18 protein-coding genes are annotated in these 25045 nt (G+C 70.1%); 7 read left to right on the forward strand and 11 right to left on the reverse strand.

The features are described 5' to 3' along the window. Positions 1–104 precede the first annotated feature (104 nt). The 7 genes from INT51_RS07050 to INT51_RS07080 all read right to left on the reverse strand — a co-directional run bounded on the left by INT51_RS07050 (position 105) and on the right by INT51_RS07080 (position 7017). Positions 105–599 (reverse strand): HIT family protein, encoded by a 495-nt coding sequence (locus INT51_RS07050; protein WP_193104503.1) that lies wholly within the window; start codon positions 597–599, stop codon positions 105–107. A gap of 123 nt (positions 600–722) precedes the next feature. Next, a complete protein-coding gene (locus INT51_RS07055; protein ID WP_193104504.1) occupies positions 723–1655 on the reverse strand; it encodes a phosphotransferase family protein in 933 nt (310 codons plus the stop codon). Positions 1656–1687: 32 nt separating this feature from the next. Next, positions 1688–3079, reverse strand: coding sequence for a multidrug effflux MFS transporter (locus INT51_RS07060; RefSeq protein ID WP_304502104.1), 1392 nt, complete (start codon positions 3077–3079; stop codon positions 1688–1690). A 164-nt stretch (positions 3080–3243) separates the two neighbouring features. After that, a complete protein-coding gene (locus INT51_RS07065; RefSeq protein ID WP_226832062.1) occupies positions 3244–4470 on the reverse strand; it encodes an acyltransferase family protein in 1227 nt (408 codons plus the stop codon). A 97-nt stretch (positions 4471–4567) separates the two neighbouring features. Then, positions 4568–5323 (reverse strand): queuosine precursor transporter, encoded by a 756-nt coding sequence (locus tag INT51_RS07070; RefSeq protein WP_193104505.1) that lies wholly within the window; start codon positions 5321–5323, stop codon positions 4568–4570. 82 nt (positions 5324–5405) lie between these two features. Continuing rightward, the gene (locus INT51_RS07075; RefSeq protein WP_193104506.1) at positions 5406–6206 is read right to left on the reverse strand and encodes a GH25 family lysozyme; all 801 of its coding nucleotides are present in this window, start codon (positions 6204–6206) and stop codon (positions 5406–5408) included. A gap of 139 nt (positions 6207–6345) precedes the next feature. Further along, positions 6346–7017 (reverse strand): TetR/AcrR family transcriptional regulator, encoded by a 672-nt coding sequence (locus INT51_RS07080; RefSeq protein ID WP_193104507.1) that lies wholly within the window; start codon positions 7015–7017, stop codon positions 6346–6348. Positions 7018–7226: 209 nt separating this feature from the next. Between INT51_RS07080 and INT51_RS07085 the strand changes: the two genes are divergently transcribed. Continuing rightward, on the forward strand, positions 7227–9992 hold the full coding sequence (locus INT51_RS07085) for an MMPL family transporter (RefSeq protein WP_193104508.1): 2766 nt from the start codon (positions 7227–7229) through the stop codon (positions 9990–9992). Next, the gene (locus tag INT51_RS07090) at positions 9989–12814 is read left to right on the forward strand and encodes a YhgE/Pip domain-containing protein (RefSeq protein WP_193104509.1); all 2826 of its coding nucleotides are present in this window, start codon (positions 9989–9991) and stop codon (positions 12812–12814) included. The genes INT51_RS07085 and INT51_RS07090 overlap by 4 nt, the downstream gene beginning before the upstream one ends. A gap of 1 nt (position 12815) precedes the next feature. Here the strand turns inward: INT51_RS07090 and INT51_RS07095 are convergent, their stop codons facing one another. Genes INT51_RS07095 through INT51_RS07105 form a run of 3 tightly spaced genes read right to left on the reverse strand, consistent with a single transcriptional unit; the run spans position 12816 to position 18790 of the window. Next, on the reverse strand, positions 12816–16241 hold the full coding sequence (locus INT51_RS07095; RefSeq protein ID WP_193104510.1) for an error-prone DNA polymerase: 3426 nt from the start codon (positions 16239–16241) through the stop codon (positions 12816–12818). A gap of 30 nt (positions 16242–16271) precedes the next feature. Further along, positions 16272–17972 (reverse strand): DNA polymerase Y family protein, encoded by a 1701-nt coding sequence (locus INT51_RS07100; protein ID WP_226832063.1) that lies wholly within the window; start codon positions 17970–17972, stop codon positions 16272–16274. Next, positions 17972–18790, reverse strand: a complete 819-nt coding sequence (locus INT51_RS07105) for a hypothetical protein (protein WP_226832064.1) — start codon at positions 18788–18790, stop codon at positions 17972–17974. Before INT51_RS07105 ends, INT51_RS07100 begins: the two co-directional genes overlap by 1 nt. A 999-nt stretch (positions 18791–19789) precedes the next feature. Here INT51_RS07105 and INT51_RS07110 point away from each other — a divergent pair. The 5 genes from INT51_RS07110 to INT51_RS07130 all read left to right on the forward strand — a co-directional run bounded on the left by INT51_RS07110 (position 19790) and on the right by INT51_RS07130 (position 24432). Next, entirely contained in the window at positions 19790–21403 is a 1614-nt protein-coding gene (locus INT51_RS07110) for an HNH endonuclease signature motif containing protein (protein WP_193104512.1), read from the forward strand. Between the two features lie 87 nt (positions 21404–21490). Then, positions 21491–22522 carry an NAD(P)-dependent alcohol dehydrogenase gene (locus tag INT51_RS07115; RefSeq protein WP_193104513.1) on the forward strand — a complete coding sequence of 344 codons (1032 nt, stop codon included), beginning with the start codon at positions 21491–21493 and terminating at the stop codon, positions 22520–22522. Between the two features lie 65 nt (positions 22523–22587). Then, positions 22588–23073, forward strand: a complete 486-nt coding sequence (locus INT51_RS07120; RefSeq protein ID WP_193104514.1) for a histidine phosphatase family protein — start codon at positions 22588–22590, stop codon at positions 23071–23073. 37 nt (positions 23074–23110) lie between these two features. Next, positions 23111–23689, forward strand: coding sequence for a 2'-5' RNA ligase family protein (locus tag INT51_RS07125; protein ID WP_193104515.1), 579 nt, complete (start codon positions 23111–23113; stop codon positions 23687–23689). Continuing rightward, positions 23686–24432 (forward strand): bifunctional 2-polyprenyl-6-hydroxyphenol methylase/3-demethylubiquinol 3-O-methyltransferase UbiG, encoded by a 747-nt coding sequence (locus INT51_RS07130; RefSeq protein WP_193104516.1) that lies wholly within the window; start codon positions 23686–23688, stop codon positions 24430–24432. Before INT51_RS07125 ends, INT51_RS07130 begins: the two co-directional genes overlap by 4 nt. Here the strand turns inward: INT51_RS07130 and INT51_RS22125 are convergent. Further along, positions 24404–24994: a sigma factor-like helix-turn-helix DNA-binding protein gene (locus tag INT51_RS22125; RefSeq protein WP_226832065.1), complete on the reverse strand. Its 591-nt coding sequence runs from the start codon at positions 24992–24994 to the stop codon at positions 24404–24406. The two genes, INT51_RS07130 and INT51_RS22125, sit on opposite strands and share 29 nt — an antisense overlap. Positions 24995–25045: the final 51 nt, after the last annotated feature.

The raw sequence follows: 25045 nt of genomic DNA on the forward strand, positions 1-25045 counted from the left end.
GCTGCGACCCCCTTTAAGGGGTCTCTAAGGCCTGGCGACGCACACCGGTCCGGCGAAGCAGGTCCACATCTCCCGGGCGATGAGTGACTGCCGGTTTCAGCGCGTCACTGCCCGTCCGCGTAGGCGCCGTCCGAGGCGGTTCTGAGCGCGTGAGTGATGGCCTGCCGCAGGGAGTCGTGTCGACCGTCAGTTTGATGTTGTGGGTCGGTGCGATCTGGATAGCACCAAACCGGGTCGCCCTTGTACTCGTCTGGTTCCCATTTGTAGCGGGCGTGTACGTGGCCATGCAGCTGTGGCCAACTATTCCCGAGGACTTCGTAGTTGACGCGGCTGAATGCGGAGTCATGTGCTTCGCATGCGATGCGTACCGATTGACCCAGTAACGCCAAGTCTCGGAGGAAGTCCATTCGCTCTGGGTCGGAGAGGTCATCGAGATGCTCGACGCGGTTTCGGTAAAGCAAGACGCAGTAGCCGGGTAGCTTTTGACTGTCACCAAACACAGCGAAGCCAGTCCGCAGTTCGGCGAGTAGGTTCGTTGCTTGGCCCCGTGCGGTTGCATCAAGGCGGCGGTACAGCTCACGGTTCCGCTCGTCATCCATCTGCGAGACGTTACAGGCGCACCAACGGTGATGATGGCATTTTAGGGTCAGTTCACCACAAGCGGAGCGCCGCGTCATGGCCCGACACACTTTTCAGGATCTTGCTGCGTTGCCTTAATTACGCTAAGAGTTCGCCGGATCGAGGACGGCGGATCTCACCTCCGGTCGCCGGAGCATCTGCGCACACCAGGCGAAGTGTCCGTCCGCGCCGTCGGGGCTGTAGACGGCATGGGTGATCAGGGCGTACGCCGCGCGATACAGGTTGTACCGCTCCAGATCGTGTCCGAATCGCGTCAGGAACGCCTGTGTCAGCAGATCCTCGGATCGGCGCGCCCGCGGCCCGTACATGTCGAACACGCTGGCCGCGATCGCCGCATCGAACTGCGGATCCCCGAGGGTCGTCATGAACCCGAAGTCGAGGACTCCCGAGACCTCTGCGTCACGGACCTGGACGTTCGCCGGGATCAGATCGCCATGGATGAGGCTCGAGGGCACCTCGCGCAGGGCCCGCAACCGTGCGAGGACGGCGGACACCAGGGCGTCGATGTCCTCGACCTCCCGTCGCAGCAGCTCGGGTCGGACCTGAAAGCGCCTGTGTGCCAACTCCGCCAGGGAGACCGCGAACGGCTTCGCCGGGTCGAACGGCCGGTCACCGGGCAGTATCGGTAGGGAGGCCAGGTCCGGTGACACTGTCGCGCTGGCAAGAACGTCCAGAGCGTCGCCCAGGAGGCGCACGTCCTCGGAGTCTACGAGGGGCGGAGCAGGAATGCCATCGGAGCGCAACGGCTCCCCCGGTACCCGGCATTCGATCGTGATGAGCAGGTCGCCGTCCTCCAGGAGTTCGAGGACCTGCGGGACGCCGACAGCAAGGGAGGCCGCACCCAGCGCTGTCCCGAAGCGGCGCAGGGCGTGGACGTCCGAGCGCGACCTCCCGTGCCACACCTTGGCGACCGCTTTCGTCGACAGGCCGAGAACCGTGCCCTCCATCCCGGACCCGAGAACGGCTCCCGGTTCCCAGCCGTGCTGCCGCAGCAGGTCTCGCGCTCGATCGTTCATGGCGACCACAATATCGACCATCGCGGGCGCGCTCAGGCCGCTGCGGTGTGCGGGTTGTCGGCACCGCTCCCCCGCCCGGCGGCGATGAAGAAGGAGCCCGAGATCAGACAGCCCACCACCATCGTGATCGCCATGGGCAGCGAGGAATGGGTTCCCGCGATGCCCACCAGTGGCGCCGCGATGGAGGCGGAGAACGAGAAGCCCAGGCCGAGCATCGCCGAGCCGGTGCCCGCGAACTCGCGCGCCTGGCTGGAGGCCAAGGCGCCGCCGTTGCCGAAGATCAAGCCCTGCGGGGCCACCGTGAAGAAGAACGCCGGCAGCACGATCCACGCGGGCGTGTCCAGGAACAGGCTGCCGATCAGGAGGGCGAAGCTCGCCGAGGTCACCACGATCAGCCCCACTCGGATCAGCCTGCGGGGGTGGATGGTGCGGGTCAGGCGGGCCGAGAGCAGCGACAGCGCCATCATGCCGCAGGAGTTGATCGCGAAGCTCACCGAGTACTCGGTGGAGGTGAAGCCGAGCATCTCCTGCACGACGAACGACGACGCGGAGACGTACGCCATCAACGCGAAGGCCGAGAACGCGTTGACCAGCATGTACGCCACGAAGATGCGTCGGCGCAACAAGGTGCGGCAGTTGCGCAGGAAGGTGCGGAACCCTCCGGCGTGCCGCCTCGAGACCGGGAGCGACTCGGGGATCAGGAAGAGCACGCCGATCAGCGAGATCAGCGACATCGCGGCGATCACCAGGAAGATCTCGCGCCACTGCCCGAAGACCAGGATGATGCCGCCCAGCAGCGGGGCCACGATCGGGGCGACGCCGCCGACGCCCTGCATGATGTTCATGATCCGAAACAGCTCGGGGCCATCGGTCATGTCGATCAGCACGGCGCGCCCCAGCACCATTCCGAAGCCGCCGCCGATGCCCTGGATGATGCGCAGCACCAGCAGGAATTGCACGTTCGGGGCGAGGGCGCAGCCCACGGAGGCGAGCAGGCACAGGACGATGCCGACGATCAGCGGTGCTCGCCTCCCCATTCGGTCGGACAGCGGCCCGGCCACGATCTGACCGCTCGCGGTGCCCAGGAAGAAGGCGGTGATCGTCAGCTGCATGCTCGAGGCGGTCGTCGCGAGGTCCGAGGCGACCTCCGGGAAGGCCGGGATGTACATGTCGGTCGCAAGCGGACCGATGGAACTCAGGGTGGTGAGCACCACGATCACCATGGCTGTGACCTTGCCGCGGGTGCGGCGCAGCTCGTCCTCGCTGGGAAGGTGCGCGGTGTCGTGGTCCGCGGGGTCCTCCATCACCGGGATGGCACCGGTGATCGTGGGAATGGAGCCGGTCTGCGTGGGGACGGAACCGGTGGAGGTCAGGGGTTCGTCGCGAGCGTCCTCGCGTCGGGGATCGGGAGCGGCGTGAGCCACGGAGGTCCTTTCGGGCGGGCACGGATCGATTCGAGCCGATCAGGGACCGCCCGGGTTCGATCAGAACATCCTAAGGAGTTCGTGAGCGTTCACGATAGGGGCATTCCGCATCTGGGACGAGTCGTGTCATCGGCCTTCGATCAGGCCCTTCTCGGCGGGAACCGTCAACCTGCGGGGTGGACGGTGGCGTCTTCCGCCCGCCGATCGCGGACCGGCCACGGGATCGCTCGGGGCCGACGCCGGCCGTTGAGCCACTTCCCCAGCCAGGTGCTGCGCACGAACAGGTCGTAGCTCAGCAGCAGGACCCCGACAGTGATCGCGCAGGTCGCGCCCACCTTGACCAGGATGGGCCACTCGAGGTCGGCCATCGCGATCCCGAGGCCCAGCACCAGGGGAAGGTGCAGCAGGTAGATCCAGTAGGACGCGTCCGCCAGGTACCGGAGCATGGAGTTCTCCCGGTGCAAGAAGCGCAAGCACAGCCCGAGCAGGCCGAACGTCCAGGTCCAGCCCGCAAGGCCGATCACCGCGGCGTGCACCACCAGTGGGACCTCGGAGACGTCGAAGAGCAGATGCCCGGCCACGGAGAGCGCCACAGCAGCGGCGAGCTGGGCAGGCCATTGCGCAGTGATCCGGTGCAGCGCTCCGGGGAGTGCGTGCAGGAACCAGCCGACGAGGAAGGCGCCGAGGTAGACGGACAGGGCCGATGCCGAGGGCAGGATCGTGGTGGGCTCGTGGATGAGCCCCACAGCAGTCCCCTGCAGCAGCAGACAGATCAGATAGGGCAGCGCCGCCAGCCCGACGCCGGCCGGTGAGGTGAGCACGTGCCCGAGGCGTTGCGCGATGCGGTTGCTGCGCTCCTGGCCCAGCCCGCGCAGAGCCAGGGCCCGGGCCGCGACGACGATGACGACGCACTGAAGCAGCACGACCAGGAACCACAGATGCCCGGGCGTGAGGATCAGCAGCAGTTCCGGCACCCAGGCAGGCGCATTCGGCTCCGGTAGTCGCACGGCCTCGTCGCCTCGAAGGACCGCATTCAGAAGGCCCAGTACCGCCAAGGGCGCCACGGCGACGGGCCAGAAGGCGGCCACGGGGAGTCCGATACGCCACGACCGGTCTCGCAGATAGGAGCTGGCCCCGCGTCGTTGCAGCATCATCCGGCCGAAGTACCCGGCCAGGAGCATGAACAGCACCATCCGGAACAGGCGTCCCCAGTAGGTGGCGATAGCGGTTGCCTCGCTCGAACTCGAGTCGGACACCAGCCAGGGCTCGTCCGGGATGAACGGCATCAGCGCATGCAGCACGACACCCAGTCCCAGGGCGGCCGCGCGCAGCGTGTCCAGTCCATGCAGGCGGGTGGTGGCGTGGGCGCCGGGAGGTGAGACGGTGGTCATGCCAGCGACGCTACGGAACGTTCTGTCCCCAGCACATCCGCAGATCAGTGGACCCGGGATCCACCGGATTGCCGAGGGCGGCGGACCGGATCCCGCGTCAGCGAGCCAACCGGGCCTGGTAGGTCGGGTCAGTGCGCTTGAGCCAACGGATGACGGCGGAGGTCACCGGGATCATCGCGTACTGCACCGCGACCTTGTAGACGAACCCGAGCGCGGTGTACTGCGCCCACTGTTCGAGCGTGGTGATGCCGATCGCGGTCGCGGCGATCGAGCAGAAGATGATCGTGTCCACCAGCTCGCCGAGGCCGCTCGAGGTGAACAATCGCCCGATCAGGCCCTTCTCCCCCGAGCGCCGCTTCATACGGCTGACGACGAAGGAGTTCAGGCTCTGCCCGGCGAGGAAGCCGGCCAGCCCCGCGAGCACCACGATCCAGACCGGTCCGAGGGCCAGCTCGAGGGCGGCCTGCTTGGCGAGGCCGTACTCGTCGGGGAACGGCGGCAGAGCGATGATCACCTGGTAGCAGATCGAGGCCAGGATGCTCACCGCGAAGGAGGTGAGGATCGCGCGGCGGGCGGCGCGGGGCCCGTACAGCTCGGTGACGATGTCGCCGAGGACGTAGGCGAGCGGGAAGAGGAAGAAACCACCATCGGTGAGGATCTCGAAGCCGGTGCCGGGGACGGTGCCGAAGCTGACGCCCTTGGCAGCGCCGATGCCGGACAGCACGACCACGGTGACCATGGCGGCGAGAAGGATGTCGAAGTGTGAGCTGCCCCGGTCGGCGTAGACGGCGCCGGCCGGGCTTCCAGACGGAGAGGGCGCGGTGGACTGGGGGGAACTGTGGTGTGTGGTCACCGGGGCAGATTACACAGCGGGCCGGGTCACCGTCCGATGACGGCGGCCCGGCCCGCTGGGTGCGGCGGAGAACCTCACATGCTCAGATTCCGATCGAACGGTAGTCCGCATCGTTGACGAAGCTCTCGAACTGGCTCTCACTGCCGTGCCAGAGGTTCGAATCTCCGGCGAAGGGACCGGAGTCGGAGTACTGCCACATCTCCCAAGCCCACCAGCGGCCCGGCAGAGTCGTGGGCTGATCGGTGCTGTAGGAGGCCAGGAACAGCGGCGAGTTGACCGGAGTCCAGTCCCCCACCACGTCGTTCCACCAGTGGAGATTCGTGTAGAGCACAGGGCGGCGACCGGTGCTCTCCGTGTAGCGGTTGGAGAAGCCCATGATCCACTCGCGCATCTCCTGCTGGCTCAGGCCGTAGTCGCGTGGGAGCCCGGAGTATCCCTCGAAGTCGACCATGCCGGGCAGGGTGATGCCGTCGTCGGACCAGCCGCCGCCGTTGTTGAGGAAGAAGTCCGCCTGCTCCTCGGGACCACCTGAGTCGGGGCGGGCGAAATGGTAGCCGCCGCGCACCAGGCCGGCGTTGCCGGCGCCGGTGTACTGGTGGTTGAAGGCGGGGCTGCGGTACGAGCGGCCCTCGGTGGACTTGACGTACGCGAAGCGAGATCCCGCGGCGGCCTGTGAGGCCCAGTCGACCTCTCCCTGCCAGCCGGAGACATCCTGGCCGTAGAGACCGGCGGCGTTCGCGGCCGGGGCCATCAGGGCGGTGGTGCCGGTGCCGAGCGCCGCGGCCCCGAACACGCCGCCGCGCAGGACGGAACGACGAGAGGCGCCGTCGGTGGGATCGAGTTCAGGAGGAGGGGCGAGATGTCGGGGACGGTAGGTAGCCATACGTGTCTCCTGGGGAAGAGGGAAGCACAGTGCGACGGACGCCACACCGCGCCCACGGTACGCATGGGACCCATATCCTTCCCACCCACAGGTGTCGATTACGGCGTGTCGCGACGAAACGGACAGTCCGCTGCCGGTCTCAGCTCTCGCGGGGCTCGACGAAGGCGCGCAGGGTCCCCAGGATCGTGGTGGCGGCGAGCTCGGTGACGTCACGCCCGTCCATCTGCTCGCGCACCATGAGATCGACGAACACCCCGACCAGGAGCTGTGCGAGGTCCTCGGGAGGGAGCAGGGGGCGGTCCCCCTTCTCCTCCATGCGCGCGGTCAGCAGTTTGCCGATCTCGTCGCGAAGGCGCTCCCGCTGCACGGCGAGCTCGGCGCGCATGGTCGCATCCCGCAGCGAGCGGGCGATGGCGTCGGAGTAGAGCAGGTACCACTGGCGACCGAAGGGCCGGATCCCCTCGAACACGGCGACCATGAGGTTCGCATCGTCGATCTCGGAGAAGCTGCACGGGGTGCTCCCCTCGGCCCGGGCCGAGGCGATCGCCGAGTCGACCGAGGCGTTGGCGATCTCGAGCATCTCCTGGGTCACCGAGGCGAACAGGGCGGCGAAGACCTCCTCCTTGGTGGAGAAGTTCGAGTAGAAGGCGCCTCTCGTGAAGCCGGCGGCGCGGACGAGATCGTCGACGGTCGCACCGTCGATGCCCTTCTCCACGAAGACATCCAGCGACGCACGCACGAGCTTGGTGCGCGTGTTCTCCTTGCGCCGGGTGCCCGCGGAATCGGGCAGCGGCTCGAACAGATCGGTCATGGCTCCTCGTGGCGTCCGGTGGCAATGGTGCGCAAGGTCTCACGGCTCCTCGCCCTCGAGTCGCCGACTGCGCGTGACTCCACAGTATGTCATCGATACACTTCCGTATCGAATGCAAGCGCGTCTTGGATGCGGGAGTGCATCACTTCCCTCCGCCGGGCGTCCCGATGCTCTGCGCGCAGCTGCGCCGCGCCCGTCCTGGAGGTCACGTGTCCTCGTCCTTGTACCGCCTCGGCCTCCTCATGGCTTCCCTGCGATGGAAGATCGTCGCGCTCTGGACCGTCCTGCTGGTGGGGCTCGGCGGCCTCGCGGTGGGCCTCGGCGGGGAGTTCTCCTCCGACATCGAGATCCCCGGCACCGAGGCGCAGCGCGGCATCGACGACCTCGCCAACCGGTTCCCGGAGATGGGCGGGACCTCCGGCCAGGTCGTCCTCGTGACGAAGGACGGCTCCGCGGTCGACGCGCACCAGGCGGAGATCGACGACCTCATGGCGCAGATCGCCGAGGTCGAGGGCGTCGCCGCAGCACCCTCCCCCTTCGACGAGATCTCCCCCGGCACCCGCACCGATGACGACACCGCGATCATCGGCCAGTTCCAGATGGACGGACAGCAGGGGACCTACCCCGCCGAGTCCGTCGACGAGCTCGCCGCGCTGGTGGACTCGGCCGACACCCCGTCACTGGACGCGAACATCGGCGGGCAGGTCCTCCAGAGCTCCGAGATCCCCTTCGGGGCCGGCGAGGTCATCGGCATCATCATCGCGCTGCTCATCCTCGCGATCGTCTTCCGCTCCTTCGTGCCCGCGGTCATCCCGATCATCACCGCCATCGTCGGCGTGGGCGTCTCCATGCTCGCCGTGATGGCGCTGGCCGCCGGCGTCGACATCCCCTCGGTGACCACGGCCCTCGGTGCCATGCTCGGACTCGCCGTCGGCATCGACTACGCCCTGTTCATCCTGTCCCGGCATCGCGATCAGCTGACCGCCGGCGAGGACGTCCGCGAGTCGATCGGCCGGGCCCTCGCGACCTCCGGCAGCGCCGTGATCTTCGCCGGCCTCACCGTGATCGTGGCCCTCGTGGGCCTGTTCGTCACCGGCATCCCCTTCCTCACCATCATGGGCGTCGCCGCCGCCGCGACCGTCGCGCTGTCGGTGGTGGTGGCGCTGACGATGCTGCCCGCGCTCATGGGCATCCTCGGTGAACGGCTGCGACCCCGGAAGATCCGCCGCCTGATGGCGCAGAACGACGGCGCGCTGCCCGCCGAGGACCCGGACCGTGCGCGCAGGCGCCCCTTCGGCACCGGGTGGATCCGGCTGGTCACCAAGGTCCCCGCCCTGACGATCCTGCTGGTGGTGATCGGCGTCGGCGCCCTCGCGATCCCGATCAAGGACCTCGAACTGGCCCTGCCCGATCTGGGCACCGAGCAGCCCGGCACCCCGGCGCGGGACACCTACGATCTGGTGGCCGACGAGTTCGGCCCCGGGCACAACGGTCCCCTGCTGGTCACCGCCGACATCATCAACACCACCGATCCGCTCGGCGTGGTCGAGGATCTCGAGGCCGATGTCGCCGAGCTCGACCACGTCAAGGAGATCCAGATGGCGACCCCGAACCGGGGCGCCGACATGGCCGTGGTCATCGTCATCCCCGAGGGCGGGCCCACCGCTCAGAGCACCAAGGACCTCGTGCACGAGCTGCGGGGCAGCGCTGCGGACTGGGAGGACGAGTACTCCATCTCCGATGTCACCGTCACCGGCGCCACGGCCGTGGGCATCGACGTGACCGACAAGCTCTCCACCGCCCTGGTGCCCTTCGCGATCTTCGTCGTCGGGCTCTCCCTCATCCTGCTGGCGATGGTCTTCCGCTCCGTGTGGGTGCCGATCAAGGCATCACTGGGCTACCTGCTCTCGGTGGCCGCCGCCTTCGGAGTCACGGCGATGGTGTTCGAGTACGGCTGGTTCAACGAGCCGCTGTTCGTCTCCGTCAACGGACCGGTCGTCGCCTTCATGCCGATCATGGTGATGGGTGTGCTGTTCGGCCTGGCCATGGACTACGAGGTCTTCCTGGTCTCCCGCATGCGGGAGGAGTTCACCCATACCGGAGACGCGAAGGGCGCGATCGAGAAGGGCTTCACCGCGAGCGCCCCGGTGGTCATCGCCGCCGCCCTGATCATGGTCGCCGTGTTCGCAGGCTTCGTGACCACCGGCTGGTTCATGCTGCAGCCGATCGCCGTCGGCCTGGCCGTCGGCGTGCTGGTCGACGCCTTCGTGGTCCGTATGACTCTGGTGCCCGCCGTGCTCGCACTGCTGGGCAACCACGCGTGGTGGCTGCCGACGTGGCTGGATCGGCTGCTGCCGAAGGTCGACGTGGAGGGCGAGGGCCTGCACGCCGTCCTCGCGCACCGGCATTGGACCGATCAGCACGGCGTCCATGCCCTGCGCCTCCAGGACATGGTCGCTCCGCTGCTCGGCGAGAAGGGCCAGATCGGCCCGCTGACCGGCGCGGTCGCACCGGGCACCCTGCTGGTCGTGCGGGCGAGCGACGACGCCTCCCGGGCTTCCTTCCTGGCGCTCGCCGCAGGACGGCTCGCCCCCTCCTCCGGACTGCTCGCCGTCCATGATCGTCTCGCCCCCGACGATCTCGGCGCGATCCAGGGCCGAGCCCACTGGATCCCTGCGGGGGCCGACGTCGCCGCCCGACTGCGGGAGATCCCCGGCCGTCAGCTCGCGACGGCCGTGATCGTCGTCGAACGACTTGAGGATCTCGCCCACGGCGCCACGACCGTCGACGACACCCTGGTCGAACGGCTCGACGCCCTGCTGGCGAAGGGCGCCACGGTGGTCGTCGGCTCGCGCGCGAGCGGTGCCACCGACGCCGAAACCCATCTCCGAAGCACCCTGCGCGACCCGCGTCGCCTCCTGGCCCTCTCCGTCCAGCGCACCACCGCCTCCGTCTCCGAAGGAGCTCTCGTATGACCCGCCTCCAGCACCCTCGCACGCTGATCGTGGTCCTGCTGCTGCCGCTGCTGGTGGCGGGCGTGGGGCTGTGGGCGCTCAGCGGGCGCGTGGACCGGCTCGATGCGGTGCCGGCCGCCGTCGTGAACCTCGATACCGGGGCGGAGGTCACCGATGCGGACGGTGAGAGCCAGACGGTGCCCTTCGGGCGGCTCCTGGCCGGATCCCTCACCCAGCCCGGCACCGTCGAGGGGCAGGACGCCCCCGGGACCACCGGCTTCGACTGGCAGCTGACCTCGCAGGACGACGCCGAGCAGGGTCTGAAGGAGGGCACCTACTCCGCGGTCGTGGTGATCCCGGAGGACTTCTCCTCCCAGCTCACGACCATCGGCACCCCGGAGGCCACCTCGGCGATCCTCGAAGTCACCACCAACGACGCCGATGGACAGCTCAACGCGCTGGTCGGCACTGCCGTGGCCGAGGCATCGGCCTCCACCATGGGCGGGCAGATGGCCGAGCAGTACCTCGACGGGCTCTACCTCGGCTTCCATGACCTCAAGGAGGGATTCGCCGACTCCGCGGACGGCGCCGATCAGCTCGCCGACGGGACCTCCGAGCTGGAGGACGGCACCGAGGAGCTCGCCGACGGCACGCGCGAACTGGCCGATGGCACCGAGCAGGCCGCCGACGGCGCACAGGACTTCTCCGGCGGCGTCTGGAGCCTCGCGGACGGTTCCCGCCAGACGGCCGACGGCACCGGCGACCTCGCCGCCGGCCTCGATGACCTGGCCGCCGGCGCCGACGGGGCGGCCGGCGGCGGTACCGATCTCGCAGCCGGCCTCGACGAGCTCGCCACCGGCAGCGAGGACCTCGCCGCCGGCGTGTCCGAGCTGCAGACCGGTATGAGCGGCACCGATACGGAGCCGGGGCTCCTCGACGGCGCGAACCAGCTGGCGGAGGGAGTCGAGGGTGACGGGACCGGCGAGAATCCCGGACTCGTCGCGGGCGCCGATCAACTCGCATCCGGCGTCGAGGAGTTCGCGGCAGGGATCTCCGAGACCGGGGCTGCCGTCTCCGGCGACGGCTCCGCCGAGAACCCGGGCCTGGTGACGACGGCGCAGGGCGTGGCCGACGGCACGGCCGAGCTCGGCGAGGGCGCGCAGCACGCGGCCGACGGCGTGGGCCAGGTCGCCCCGGGGGCGACTCTCGTGGCCGACGGCGCGCAGCAGCTGGCCGGCGAGCTCGAGGGTGACGGCTCGGCCCAGAACCCGGGCATGGTCCCCTTGGCCGAGCAGATGGTCACCGATGCCACCACGGAGCGAGATGCCGCGCAGGGGACGGCGCAGGAGGATCCGGAGCGGCTCGCCCGCGCGGAGGCCTCTCTCGCGCAGGCTGAAGGCATGCTCGCCTACGCCCAGGGCGTCGAGACCGGCCTGGACGGCGATGGCACCGAGGGCAATCCTGGCCTCGTCGCCGGGACCCGCGGTCTGGATACCGGTCTGAACGGTGACGGCACGGCCGAGAATCCTGGTCTCGCTCCCGGCATCCAGCAGATCGCCGACGGGATCAACGGCACGCAGGAGCAGCCCGGCCTGGTCCAGGGCACCGAGGGCATGCTCACCTACGCCCACGGTCTCGAGACCGCGTTCGCCGGGGACGGCAGCGCCGAGAATCCGGGTCTGTTCCCCGCCGCCGATCAGCTGGCCACCGGAGCCCGCGACAGCGCCGACGGCGCCACCGGCCTGGTCTCCGGCGTCACCGGGCTGCGCGACGGCCTCCAGCAGTACTCCGACGGCGTCGACCAGCTCGTGGAGGGCTCCGATCAGCTCGCCATCGGTGCGCGCGCCAGTGCGGACGGCGCGGGAGAGCTCGCCACCGGACTCGACGAGCTGGCCACCGGCACTCGTACCTCCGCCGATGGTGCCGGCATGCTCGCCGACGGCAGCGATCAGCTGGCCGACGGTGCCCGGGAGCTGGGCACCGGCGCCGATCAGCTCGCCGACGGCAGCGATCAGTTGGCCGACGGCTCGAGCGAACTGGCGGATGGCACCGACGAGCTGGCCGACGGCACGACGGAGCTGGCCGAGGGCAGCGACGAGCTCGCGACCGGTCTGCGCGACGGCGCCGAGGGGGTCCCGAGCTACACCGAGTCCGAACGCACCCGCATGGCCGAGATGGCAGCGAAACCGGTCGCGACCCAGACGGAGCGGCAGAACGAGGCCAGCGGCGCGTCGACCGCGACGTTCCCCTTCGTCACGGCGCTCGCGCTCTGGCTGGGCGCGTTCGCGAGCTTCCTGCTGCTGCCGGCGCTGTCCCGACGTCTGCTGGACCGAGCCGTGCCGATGGGACGGGTGGTGCTGCGTTCGCTGGCGCCCGCGCTGCTGATCGCGGTGGTGCAGACCGTCGCGGTCCTCGCCGTGCTCACGGCCGTCGGCATCTCCCCCGTCTCGCCGCTGACGGTGGGCGTGGTGGCCTTCGCCGGGGCCGTCATGTTCGCTGCCCTGCACCAGGCGCTGATGACTGTGCTGGGCGACCGCATCGGCCGCATCGCCTCGATCGTGGTGATGGTGGTGCAGGTGGTCACCCTGGTGGGCATCGTGCCGCTGGCGACCGCTCCCCCGCTGCTGCAGTCGATCAGTGCGCTGCTGCCCCTGCCGATCGTCACTCAGGGACTCGTGCACGCCGCGCTCGGCGGGTCGCTGGTGTCGACCTCGAGCACGCTGCTGGCGATCCTCGCCTGGGGCGCGATCTCGGTGGTGGTGACGATGGTGATGGCTCGTTCGGCGCGCCGGGCGGATCGTTCCGAGCGGGTCCCGATCGGCGCGGCGGCAGCGACCGCCTGAGTCACTGGAAGTCCCTGGACCTGCCCGCGGCGGGCAGGTCCAGGACCGTGACATCGTCGGCGACCAGGTTCACCGCTCCGCTGCGGTTCTCCACGATGCCGCGCAGCACGATCGCGCGGGCGGTGCGCAGCAGGGCCCGGTGCCGGACCCAGAACCCCTGTGAGCACACCACGTTGAGGATCCCGGTCTCGTCCTCGAGGCTGAGGAAGGTGACGTTCCCGGCAGTCGCCGGCCGCTGACGGTGGGTGATCACGCCGCCCACCCGGATCCGGCTGGAGTCCTCCGCCTCGCGGGTTCCCTGGATGGAGAGCACGCCGGCGGCCGCCAGCTCCTCGCGCACCAGCACCATGGGGTGGTCGTCCAGGGTGATGCCGGTGGCCCAGGCATCGGCGGTCGCGAGCTCGGCCTCGCTCATGCCCGGCAGCATGGGAGCCTGCGCTCCCACCGCGAGGTGCGGCAGGGTGCCCGGGGATTCCTGCGCGGCGGCCCCCGCGGACCACAGCGCCTGCCGCCGCGAGGAGGCGAGTGCGTCCAGCGCCCCCGCGGTGGCCAGCGCCTCCAGCTGCCGGGCCGTCAGCTGCACCCGTCGCGCCAGGTCCGGGACGGAGGCGAAGGGCCCGCCGCGCTCCCGCTCGGCAACGATGGCCTTCGCCGTGTCGGTGCTGATCGAGCGCACCTGGTCCAGACCCAGTCGGATCGCCGGGCCGTGCGCCGCCGCCTCCCCCTGCACCTGTTCGCGCGGCGGATCCACCCGGTAGCCGGCGTGCTCCTCATCGGTCTCCAGGTCGGTGCAGGCGCGGCTGAGCAGGACGTCGGGCCCGCGGGTGAGCACGCCGTGCCGACGAGCATCCGCGACCAGCGACTGCGGCGAGTAGAAGCCCATCGGCTGGGAACGCAGCAGCGCCGCGGTGAACGCCGCCGGGTAGTGGCACTTCAGGTACGAGCTCGCGTACACCAGGTACGCGAAGGAGTAGGCGTGGGACTCGGGGAAGCCGTAGTTGGCGAAGGCCAGCAGCTTGCGGTGGACGGCGTCGGCGTCCTCGCCGGTGATGCCGTGGTTGGCCATCCCCGCGAACAGCGCGTCGGAGAGCTCGAGCATCTTCTGGGTGGAGCGCTTGGAGCCCATGGCGCGGCGCAGCTGGTCGGCCTGCGCCGCGGTGAAGTCGGCGACGTCGACCACCATCTGCATCAGCTGCTCCTGGAACAGCGGGATACCCAGGGTGCGGCCCAGGGACTTCTCCAGCCGCGGGTGGAGGTAGGTGATCTCCTCCTCCTTGTTCCGGCGGCGGATGTACGGGTGCACGGAGCCGCCCTGGATGGGGCCGGGCCGGATCAGGGCGACCTCCACCACCAGGTCGTAGAACACCCGGGGCTTCAACCGCGGCAGGGTGGAGATCTGCGCCCGCGACTCCACCTGGAACACGCCGACGCTGTCTCCGGCGCACAGCATGTCGTAGACCGCGGGATCCTCCTGCGGCAGGGTGCGCAGCTCGAAGTGCTGACCGTGGTGCTCGGCGACCAGGCGCAGCGCGTGGTCCAGCGCCGTGAGCATCCCCAGGCCCAGGAGGTCGAACTTGACCAGACCGGCGTCGGCGCAGTCCTCCTTGTCCCACTGCAGCACGCTGCGGTCCGCCATCGCCGCCCACTGCACCGGGCACACCTCGATCACCGGGCGGTCGCACAGCACCATGCCGCCGGAGTGGATGCCCAGATGCCGCGGGGCATCGCGCAGCTTCCGCGCGAGGTCGACCACGTCCTCGGGGATCTCAGCCTCGGCCAATGAGGAGAAGGAGCGCTCGATCCGCTTCGAGAAGGCGTCCTGCGCACCGGGGTCGTAGCCGAGCGCACGAGCGGCGTCGCGCACCGCGAGCTTCGCCCGGTAGGTGATGACGTTGGCGACCTGCGCGGCGTTCTCCCGCCCGTAGCGGGTATAGACGTGCTGGATGACCTCCTCCCGGCGGTCGGAGGCGATATCGATGTCGATGTCCGGCGGGCCGTCCCGTTCCGGGGCCAGGAACCGTTCGAACAGCAGCTCGTGGCCGACGGGCTCGACCGCCGTGATGCCCAGCGCGTAGCAGACCGCGCTGTTGGCGGCCGAGCCGCGGCCCTGGGCGAGGATCCCCTCGCCGGCGCAGAAGTCGACGATCTCGTGGACGATGAGGAAGTAGCCGGGGAAGTGCAGGTCGATGATGACCTGCAGCTCATGGTCGATCTGCGCCCACGCCCCGGGGATCCGCTCGGGGACGCCGGCCGTGGGTCGTGGCCCGTAGCGCTCGCGCCCCTCGATCTCCACCAGCTCCACCAGCCAGCTGGCCTCGTCGTGCCCGGCGGGCACCGGGAACGGCGGCAGGTCCGGAGCCAGCAGCCGCAGGTCCAGGGCGCAGTCCTGACCCAGCCGCGCCGCCGCCGAGATCGCGCGGGGGTAGCGGGGCAGCAGCTGTCCCATCTCCTCGCCGCTGCGCAGGTGGGCGGGACGGGAGGACAGATACGGGTCGGCGTCCGCGAGCGACACCCCCGCACGCAGGGCGGCGTGGGTGTCGGCCAGGCGCTTGTCGGCCGGTCGCGCGTAGTGGGCGTTGGTCGTGGCCACCAGAGGCAGGGAGATCGCGTCGAGCCCGTGGGCCTCCCGCACCAGGCGGGTCCCCTGGGCGAGGGCGTCGTGGAGCTCGTCGGCGACTCCCCCACCGCCGGCGATCAGCTCGACGGCGACGTTCCCGGCACCGAAGAGGTCCAGCAGCCGAGTGATGGCGTCTGCCGCGGCGTGGGCGGCGGCCTCCAGGTCCCCCGCCTCCAGGTGCGGCGCGACGGCGCGGGTCACGGCGCCCTTGCGGCAGCCGGTGAGGATCTGCCAGTGCCCCTCGCGGGCCAGGCGGGAGAGCTCCGTGAGCCGGTAGCGCGGGGCGGCCTTCTCCCCGCTGTCGAGATGGGCGCGGGCGATCGTCGCCGAGAGCTGTCGGTAGCCCGTCTCATCGCGCACCAGCACCAGCAGGTGCTCCCCCGCAGGATCGGGGATGCCGGTGCGGGCAGCGGAGGTCACGGGGGTGGCGCTGGCGGCGTCGGCCCCGGGCTCGAGACCGAGGGTGAGCTCGGCGCCGAACACGGTGGCCACGCCCTGCTCTCCGGCGGCGCGGGCGAAGCGCACTGCACCGGGCAGGCCGTCGTGGTCGACCAGGGTGATCGCCCCCAGGCCCAGCCGGGCGGCCTGCTCGATCATGTCCTCGGGGCTCGAGGCGCCGTCGAGGAAGCTGAAGTGCGAGTGGGCGTGCAGCTCGGCGTAGTCGACGGTGCGGGCGGGCCGGTACGCATCGTCGATGGGTGTGCCGGTGTGCTCGACCACGATCGGCGGTGACACGAGCTCCGCGGGACGGTCCGAGAGGATCGCCTCGAGGTCCTTCCACGCGGGCGGGCCCAGGAACCAGCTGGCCATCAGGCGGCCTCCTTCTGTCCAGTCATATGTCTAGTCATACAGACCCTCCAGCGCCCAGCTCCCGGTGCGGGACAGGGCGAGCACGGCGGTCTCCTCGTCGCTCGCCCCGCGCACCACCAGCTGCATGCGGGCGGAGCGGGCGCCGCCGGGGGCCCACCAGCGTTCGTCGATCACGGTGGGGGCACCGTGGACGAGCACCGGGTACGCAGAGCCGGCCCGCAGCCCCGCCCGCTGCAGGGCCGCTCTGCCGGGAGCGGTGACCAGGAGACGGGCGGGCGGCGCGCTGAGCAGGCCGCGGGCGGTGACCACGACAGGGCGGCCGTCGGCATCCTGAAGGGTGATCGGCGGCAGCTCCCGGAACACGGTGGCGGGCACCGGCCGCGGCAGGGAGCCCGGCCAGGGACCCTCACGACGGGCCGGCTTCTCGCTGCGCCAGGGCACCAGCGCCACCTCGTCGGCGAGCAGTCTGCCGCCGACGAGGGCGGGGACCTGAACCGCGTCCTCCCCCGCCAGTCCCTGCGCGCGGGCGAAGGCGCGCGAGGCCCGCTGGGCGGCCTCCCCGGCGCTGCCCCACAGGGCCGGGGCGCTCTCCCCCGCCGGCGCGAGCTGCAGCGGGTGCAGGCCGATCCGGGTGATCGCGCCGGTCGCCGGGCCGCCGAGCCGGGAGCGGGTGATCCAGCCGTCGCACTGCCAGCGGATGCGGTCGACGACGTCGGCCACGGTGAGCGCGCCGTCGTGCCGCCAGGTGCGCTCCATCTCCTCACCCCCTTCGGTGCGGGCGACGATCCGCAGCCGGGTGCACACCAGCCCCCGCTCGACGAGCATCGTGTGCAGCTCCTCGGCCAGCGGGCGGGCGATGAAGGCCGCCTGGTCGGTGCGCACCAGCGGGGTCTCCAGGGTGGTCTCGGCCTGGATCGGCTGGGTGGGGTGGTGGGCCGCGGGCGGGGCGGGCTCCTCGCCGCGGGCCAGCAGATGCAGGGTCGCGACATCGGGCCCGAAGCGGTCGGCGACTGCGGCCGACGGGAGCGCGGCCAGGTCTCCCAGGGTGGTGATGCCCAGGCGCTGCAGCAGGTCGACCGTCTCGGCGAGGTCCAGTCGACGTTCGGGGCGGGTCGCGGACGGCTGGCCGCGATGGCCCCAGCCGGGGCCGACGGGCGCGCTGCGCAGGGCGGTGATCGGGTGCGGGGCGAGATAGTCGGCGCTGCGCTCGGCGCGGACGATCCGCCCGCGCGGGGAGGCCAGGAGCGCGGCGAAGGGTCCATCGGCGATCCCGACGGCGGCATCCCAGCCGGTGAGCTCGGCGATGGCGTCCAGGAGGCGCTCGGCCAGGGCCTCCTCGCTGCCCTGGTGGCGGGCAGGCCCCCGGGCCGACATCAGCAGCACCCCGGGGCGCAGCACGTCCACGCCCGCCGCGATGGTGTCCACCGCAGCGGCGACCAGCTCGAACAGGGAGGACTCGCTCTCGGTGTCGGCCTCCAGCACGAGTGCCTCCGGGCAGGCGGCGCGGGCGGCACGACGCTTCATCCCCGGCAGCGCCCCGGCCTCGCGGGCCGCGGCGCCGGCATGGGTGACGCGGTGCTGGTCGAGCAGGATCACGGGGTCGGTGGCCGGGTCGATCGCGACCGCGGCGTCCTCGGTCTCGCGTCGCTGATGCCGGTCCAGCGCGGCCAGCAGGGGCCAGTCCGGGACGGTGACGGCGACGGTGCGGGTGGCTGGGGTGCCGACGCTCATCATCCAGCCTTCCGCACCGGCTGCAGGAGGCGCACCTCGGACGAAGCGTCCCGTGCCGACGAGGATGACGCGATCATTCCTCCGACCTGCGGAAGCAGTACCTCGACCTCCCGGTTCCCCGCGATCCCGCGACCCGTCGCGGAGACCGCGAGGCGGCGGGTGCGCAGCCTCCCTGATCCTGCGCCGAGCCCGGCCCAGCTGCGAGTCGTGGAGCGCAGGGTGATGTCGGCCCGGCCGGGTGGCGTGGCGGCGAGGACCAGGGTGTCGGCGGTGCGGGCGCGACCCAGCAGGCTGCGCCACAGCGCGGGGGCCAGGTCCAGATCGGGCCCGAGCACGAGCACCCCGACCCCGTCGGCCAGAGCGGAGAGCACCTGGGGGCGCTGCTCGCCGTGCGTGGGTGCGTGCGCGAGCCGGCAGGGGTCCAGGCCCGCGTCGAGGGCGGAGCGCAGACCCAGATCGGGCATACCGGCGAGGGCGCACCAGGAGTCCTCACCGGCGGCGGCGACCGCGAGGGACAGCAGCACCGAGGTGCTCGCGGCACCCTCGATCGCGACGGAGCTGCCCGCCCGCAGACTGCCGCGGGGGAACAGCTCGGACAGCGGGCCCGGCACGGAGAGCCGTGTTCCCAGCCCGTCGTCGGACGGATCCTGATGCTCCCCCTCCCCCACGGTGCGCAGGGCGGTGCGGTCGATGCGGCCGCCCCACCGGGCGGCGCTGCGTTCGGCCGCTCCCAGGGTGGCTCGGGCCCGGGCCAGGCGATCGTCGCGGTCCGGGTGGTCCGTGTGGACCGTCTCGCGCGTCGCCATCTGCAGGTTCATGCCCATTGATCCACCTCCGTCCTGACCGACCGCACGCCATTCGACTCGAACAACTGTTCGAACTCTACGCCTGGCCATGAAGGGGGAGTCAAGCTGTGCAGGTGGCAGGTTCGAACGTACGTACGGAGTCTGCGGGAGGGGTGGGACAGCCGGGATGTGGCCGTCGGAGCGTTCTTGCAATCCCGTGTCGGGCGGGCCGAAGGGGGTGGGTGCATCCCTCGCCTCCCTTTCCTGCGGCGAGATGTCCGCAAGCCATCTTTCCTCCCCAGTTGATAGTTATCAACAATGTACAGTTGGTGGTGGTGCGGGAGGTGTTTTCATGCCGGGAAGAATCTGTCGACTGCCGCGTCGTCGACGGGGTGGTCGGGTTATCGATCCGGTCGTCAGTGCGTGATCCTGACGTCAGGTGAGACGGTAGGGGCTGCGACCCTGCCCATGCCCGCTGGGCATCCCACCAGGCTTTTCGTGCCTTTCGGCCGTCACCCTCGCGCGCCTCCACCACTCTCGGCGCGTACTGCCCCGCTCCCGCGCTTGCGGCATCTGCTCTCGATGGACATCAGGCCCAGCAGGGTTCTTTCCTCCACACAGGGTAGTTATCCACAAATTCACCCCATTGACGCGAAGGTCTTTCGCGGAGATGCTCGAGCGTATAAAATGAGATGAAGTCGCTGGCGCTTCTGCTGGTGGTTTTCATTGATTGCAGACGTGGGAGGAGGTGTCGTCGTGGGCGAGGATTTCGAGCCGGGTTCGCAGCCTGAGGGCCAGCCTGACTCTGGCGACCCTCGCAGCGACGCCCCCGACGACGCGCCCCGTGGTGGGCCCGAGGGCGTGTCGGAGAGCGCATTTGGTCCTGTGACGGATCGCGCTCGAGAGCGTGCCGGGAGCAGAGACACAGCACGCACCGCGTCCGATCCGAGTGCCGCGCCCGACTCTGTGATGGTGCCGGAGATCGCACCGTGGCCGGTCCGGGCGCGTCGAGCGTTGACAGCGGAGCGGATCGTGGAGGCCTGTGAGGAGGAACCCGACAGCGAACAGGCGCGACGGGTGATGGCGATCCACGAGAATATGCGTGAGCGCACCCTGCTCTATGCCCGGGAGCAGGAGTTGCTGACCTCTTTCCTCACCCGCGACCCCGACGCTGATGGATGCATCGATGCCGCAGACATCACCGCTCTGAAAGTCGCCACAGGGCTACGCGTCAGTCTGCATAGAGCAGAGTGTCTGGTCCGGGATGCGCATCGCTCGGTGGTCCTCATGCCCGGCACATTCGCCGCGCTCCGCACCGCGGACCTACCCGAGGACTTCCACCAGCTCCTGCTGCGCAAGGTCCGTTCCCTGCCTGACGATCAGGCACGGGTGGTCGACGAGCATGTTGCCGGCTGGGATCTGGCGTCGATCTCACGTGACCAGTTCGCCCGGCACCTGAACTCCCTGATCACTTTGGTCACGGCGGGCACGATCCCCGTGGTGCCGGAGTCGGAGCGGCGCGTGGATCTGGAGGTCTCCGATCCGCAGCGGGGGATCGCGACGCTGACGATCACAGGCCCGACCCTGGAGCTCAAAGCCCTCGCCCACCGCCTCGATGCCGCCGCTCACGCCGTCCAGAAAGCTCAACGTCATGCCCTCGACAGCGAGGAGGGGCCGATTCCGTTCGACATCGACGCGTCGCTGCGGGAGCGGGGCCGGGCCATGTCGCTGGCGGCGCTGCGGTATGCGGTGATCACCCACTCGATGCTCGACATCGACCCCGTTCCTGAGCCGGCGTCTGCCTACAAGATGCTGGTCACGGTGCCCGCGATGACACTGCTGGGCGATTCACGGGCCCCGGGGATGATCGATGGAGTGGTCCCGATCCCTGCCGAGCAGGCTCGAGCACTGGCCGCCAGCCAGCCGACCTGGCAGAGGATCCTCACCGACCCCGTCTCCGGCGCTTACCTCCCCGTGACCGCGGAGACCTATACCCCGAGCGCGCAGATGCGGCTCCAGCTCCGGCTGCGTCACCCCGTCTGCGCCGCGCCGGGCTGCACCCGGGCCACGGTGCTGGCCGCGGAGGATGACCACATCGAGGAGTTCAACCACGAGGATCCTGAGAGCGGCGGCCCGACCAGCCTGTTCAATCTGCATCGACTGTGCTGGCTGCACCACAAGATCAAGACCGAGGGCCTCATCGACCCCGAACGCGACAACCCTGACACCGAGCCTGATCTGGAGCCGGTGGAGCGGGCAACGTTCGGGGAACCGCCCCCTCATCCTCCGGCGAAAGCACCACCGCTGCCGCGGTCACCGCGCCGACCGACCGTAAAACCCACCACCACCCGCTGGACGATCGATGGGGAACTGCGCACTGCCACGCGCGATGATCACGACCTGCTGACCCCCGTGCTCGCGGCCGTCCTGGACAAGGCCTGGGCCACGCATCTGCGCGCTCACGACGATGCCGTGCGCCTGGCCGAGGGGGACGCCGCACGGCCCGCTCGCGACCGGGTCATCGAGCAGCGCCGACACGAGTATCAACGCCTCGAAGAGCGACGAGCCCAGCGCACCCGCCGCCCCAGGCGCACGGGCCCGACTCCACCACCGACCTACGATCCCGATGACCCGCCGCCCTTCTGACCCGATCACACCTCGAACGTCCTGCCACGACAAGCCAGGGCTCTGCGATCATGAGGTCTCGAACACATTGCCTCGGAAGGGATGCCCATGCGCGCACTGGTGCTGCAGGAGAAGAACCGGATGACCATCGAGGAGGTCGAGCCTGTGAGCTCCCCCGGCCCCGGTCAGGTTCGCATCGCCATGCACACGGTCGGGATCTGCGCCTCCGATGTGCACTACTGGACCGACGGGAAGATCGGCCCGTTCGTCGTCGAGGAACCGATGATCCTCGGCCACGAGGGTGCCGGCACCGTCGTCGAGGTCGGCGAAGGTGTCACCGACCTCTCCCCCGGCGACCGCGTCGCCATGGAGCCCGGCGTCCCGGACCCCACCTCCCGCGCCGTGCGCGAAGGCAACTACAACGTCGACCCGGGTGTGCAGTTCTGGGCCACCCCGCCGGTTCACGGCTGCTTGACCGACGAAGTCATCCACCCTGCGTCGTACACCTTCAAGCTCCCCGAGAGCCTGAGCTTCGCCGAGGGCGCTCTCATCGAGCCGTTCTCCGTGGGCATGTTCGCCGCGACCAAGGCGGGCATCAAGCCCGGAGACGTCGCTGCCGTCGTCGGCTCCGGCACCATCGGCATCATGACCGCTCTCGCGGCCCGCGCAGGCGGCGCCAGCACGGTCTACATCAGCGACGTCCTGCCGGAGAAGCTCGCCCTGCTGGACGGACTCGAGGGCATCGTCCCGGTCGACGCCACGACGGAAGACCTCGGCGAACGGGTGCGCGCGGAGACCGGCGGCTGGGGCCCGCAGGTGGTCTTCGAAGCCACCGGTGCCGCTCCCGCCTACAAGAACCTCTGGTCACTGCCGGCACCCGGCGGGCGGATCGTCCTGGTGGGCATGCCGGTGGATCCGGTGCCCTTCGACATCGCCACGGCGCAGAGCCGCGGCATCTCGCTCGAGACCGTGTTCCGCTACGCGAACGTCTACCAGAAGGCCATCGACCTCGCCGCGAGCGACGCCGTCGACCTCTCCCGCTTCGTCTCGGAGACGTTCACCTTCGACAGTTCCGTCCAGGCCTTCGAGCGCTTCCTCGAGGGTCGCCCGACGGACGTGAAGCTGCAGATCACGCTCTGACCATGGCGTACGGCGCCGAGCGGGTCCCGGGACGGGTACGGCAGATACATCTGTTGCGTCATGCCATGCCCATCCCGGACCCGCACCTTCCGGCTTCGCAGTGGATCCTGAGCTCCGACGGACGCTCTGCCGCACTCTCCATGGGTCAGAAGCTGCCCGGGGAGGTCGTCCTGCTCAGCAGCACAGAGCAGAAGGCAATCGAGACAGCCCATCTCGCGGCCGGGAGGGCGCCGGCATGCGACGCCGGATTCCGCGAGGTGGACAGACCGGGTGAACCCTTCGACGAGTTCTCCTCCGAGAGGCGCGGGGCGTGGATACGCGGGGAGCTCGATGACCGGCATCACGGCTGGGAGACGCCTGCCCAGGCGGCGAGACGGTTCAGCCGGTCAGTGCAGGATCATCCGAAGGACGACGTGCTCATCGCCACGCACGGCATGGTCCTGGTGGCGTGGCTCGTGGACATCGGCCGGGTGGAGTCGGGTCGGGCCGCCGAGTCGTACTGGTCGGCGCTGACCTTCCCCCAGCTCATCACCGTCGAGATCCCGACCTGACGGCGACCACGGACGCGTCTGTCCATAGGCTTCCGTCATGGAGGCGACGAAGGATGTGGATCACGAGACCGCGCTGCTGCTGCGGGTCCCGGGCGCCGAGCGCGCCGTGGAGGAGCATCGGCGATGGCTCGACAGCGCTGCGGCCGACGGGATCCCCGCGCATGTCACAGTGCTCTACCCCTTCGTCCCCGCCGATGATCTCCGCGAAGGGGACCATCTTCGCCTTGAAGAGCTGTTCGCTCAGCAACAGCCGTTCTCGCTTGTCGGCAGGCGTACCTCCTGGTTCGGTGACCGGGTCCTGTTCGTGCAGCTCGAGAAGCCTGAACCGGTCCGGACGCTCACCGCGCAGGTCGCCGCCGCCTACCCCGGATACCCGCCCTACGCCGGCGCGATTGCGCACGAAGATGTCCTCCCGCATCTGACCGTCGGGCACGACCATCCGCTCCCCGCGCTCCGTGAGGCGGAGCGGGAGGTGCTGGCGAGCCTTCCCGTCGAGGACCTGATCGACCATGTCGAGCTGTGGAGCGGCCCGGCGGTCTCCGGGCGGACGACGCCGAGACTGTGGCGGCATATTCGCTCGTACCGGCTCGAGGCCGGGGATAGCCTCGGGCGATGAGCAGCTATGACGACACTCGCCGGGCATGGGACGAGGCCTCTTCCAAGCACGTGCGCGAGTACGATGAGCACCTCGAGCAGGCCCGTTCCGCACAGTTGCTGCCGGTCGAGGAAGAGCTGCTGCGCCCGCTGATCGAGGGTGCAAAGGTGCTGCATCCCCAGAGCGGTCACGGCCTCGACGACCATGCCCTGATCCGGCTCGGGGCACGCTCGGTGCTCGGCCTCGACTACAGCCCGACGGCGGTCGCGGCCGCCCAGCGGCGGGCGGACGACTTGGCGGTGCCGTGTCGCTACGAGGTGGCCGAGCTGCCCGCCACCGGGCAGCCGGCGCAGACGGCGGATCTGGTCTACACCGGCAAGGGTGCCTTGAGCTGGATGGCGGATCTCGACGCCTGGGCGGCGGAGATGCACCGGCTGCTGCGGCCGGGCGGGCACCTGTTCGTCTACGAAGGGCATCCGCTGGTGGCGCTGTGGGCCTGGGACCACGACGAGGCCCGAGTGCGGGAGGACCGCAGCTACTTCGCAGCACACCACGTCAACGACACCTTCCCGGCACGCGGGGCGACGGAGCATCAGCGCACCCTCGCCCAGATGGTGATGACCGTGCTCGGGGCAGGGTTCGAGCTGCTGCACCTGGCGGAGCACCCCGACCCGTTCTGGAAGCCGGAGGATGGCGACCGCGCCGCCGCCTGGGACGGTCGCCTGCCGAACGCGGTCAGCCTGCTGGCGCGTCGTCGCGGCTGAGAGCGAGGTCCGGCGAGGGGTTCCACGTCACGAGCTTCTCCGGATTGCGCACGACCCACAGCCGGCTGATGCCGACATCGTCGAGAGCGAGGCTGATCGTTGCCAGCACCGTGCCGGCTCCGTCGACGGCGATCACCCCCGGTGCGGCGTTGACCAGGGACTCGCGGAGGATGAGGTCCGGCTGGCGCTCGTGCACCGTGAGAAGGAAACGGGCCACGTCCACAGCACCGTTCAGGGGCTCGAGCGAGGCACTGACCCTGCCCCCGCCGTCGATGGTCGCGACGGCCGCGGTGCTGAGCTGACCGACGAGCACGGAGACGTCGCCGGTCTCCCAGGCGACCTTGAACGCGGCGACGGCGCGGGCGAGGTCGTCGCGCGACGCCTGCGTCCTGCGGCCCGAACGGACCTTGCGCCGCGCCTGGGAGGCGAGCTCGCGACAGGCGCCGGCGCTCCGGCCCGTCATGTCCGCGAGCTCGGCGAAGCTGAAGCCGAACACGTCGTGGAGCACGAGCGAGACACGCTGCGCCGGGGTGAGCCGCTCGAGCACGACGAGCACAGCCATGCTCACCGATTCGTCCCAGGAGATGCGATCGAGCGGATCGGCGGTCGCGGC

It is taken from the genome of Brachybacterium sp. FME24 (genome assembly GCF_014897705.1).
GTDB lineage: Bacteria > Actinomycetota > Actinomycetes > Actinomycetales > Dermabacteraceae > Brachybacterium.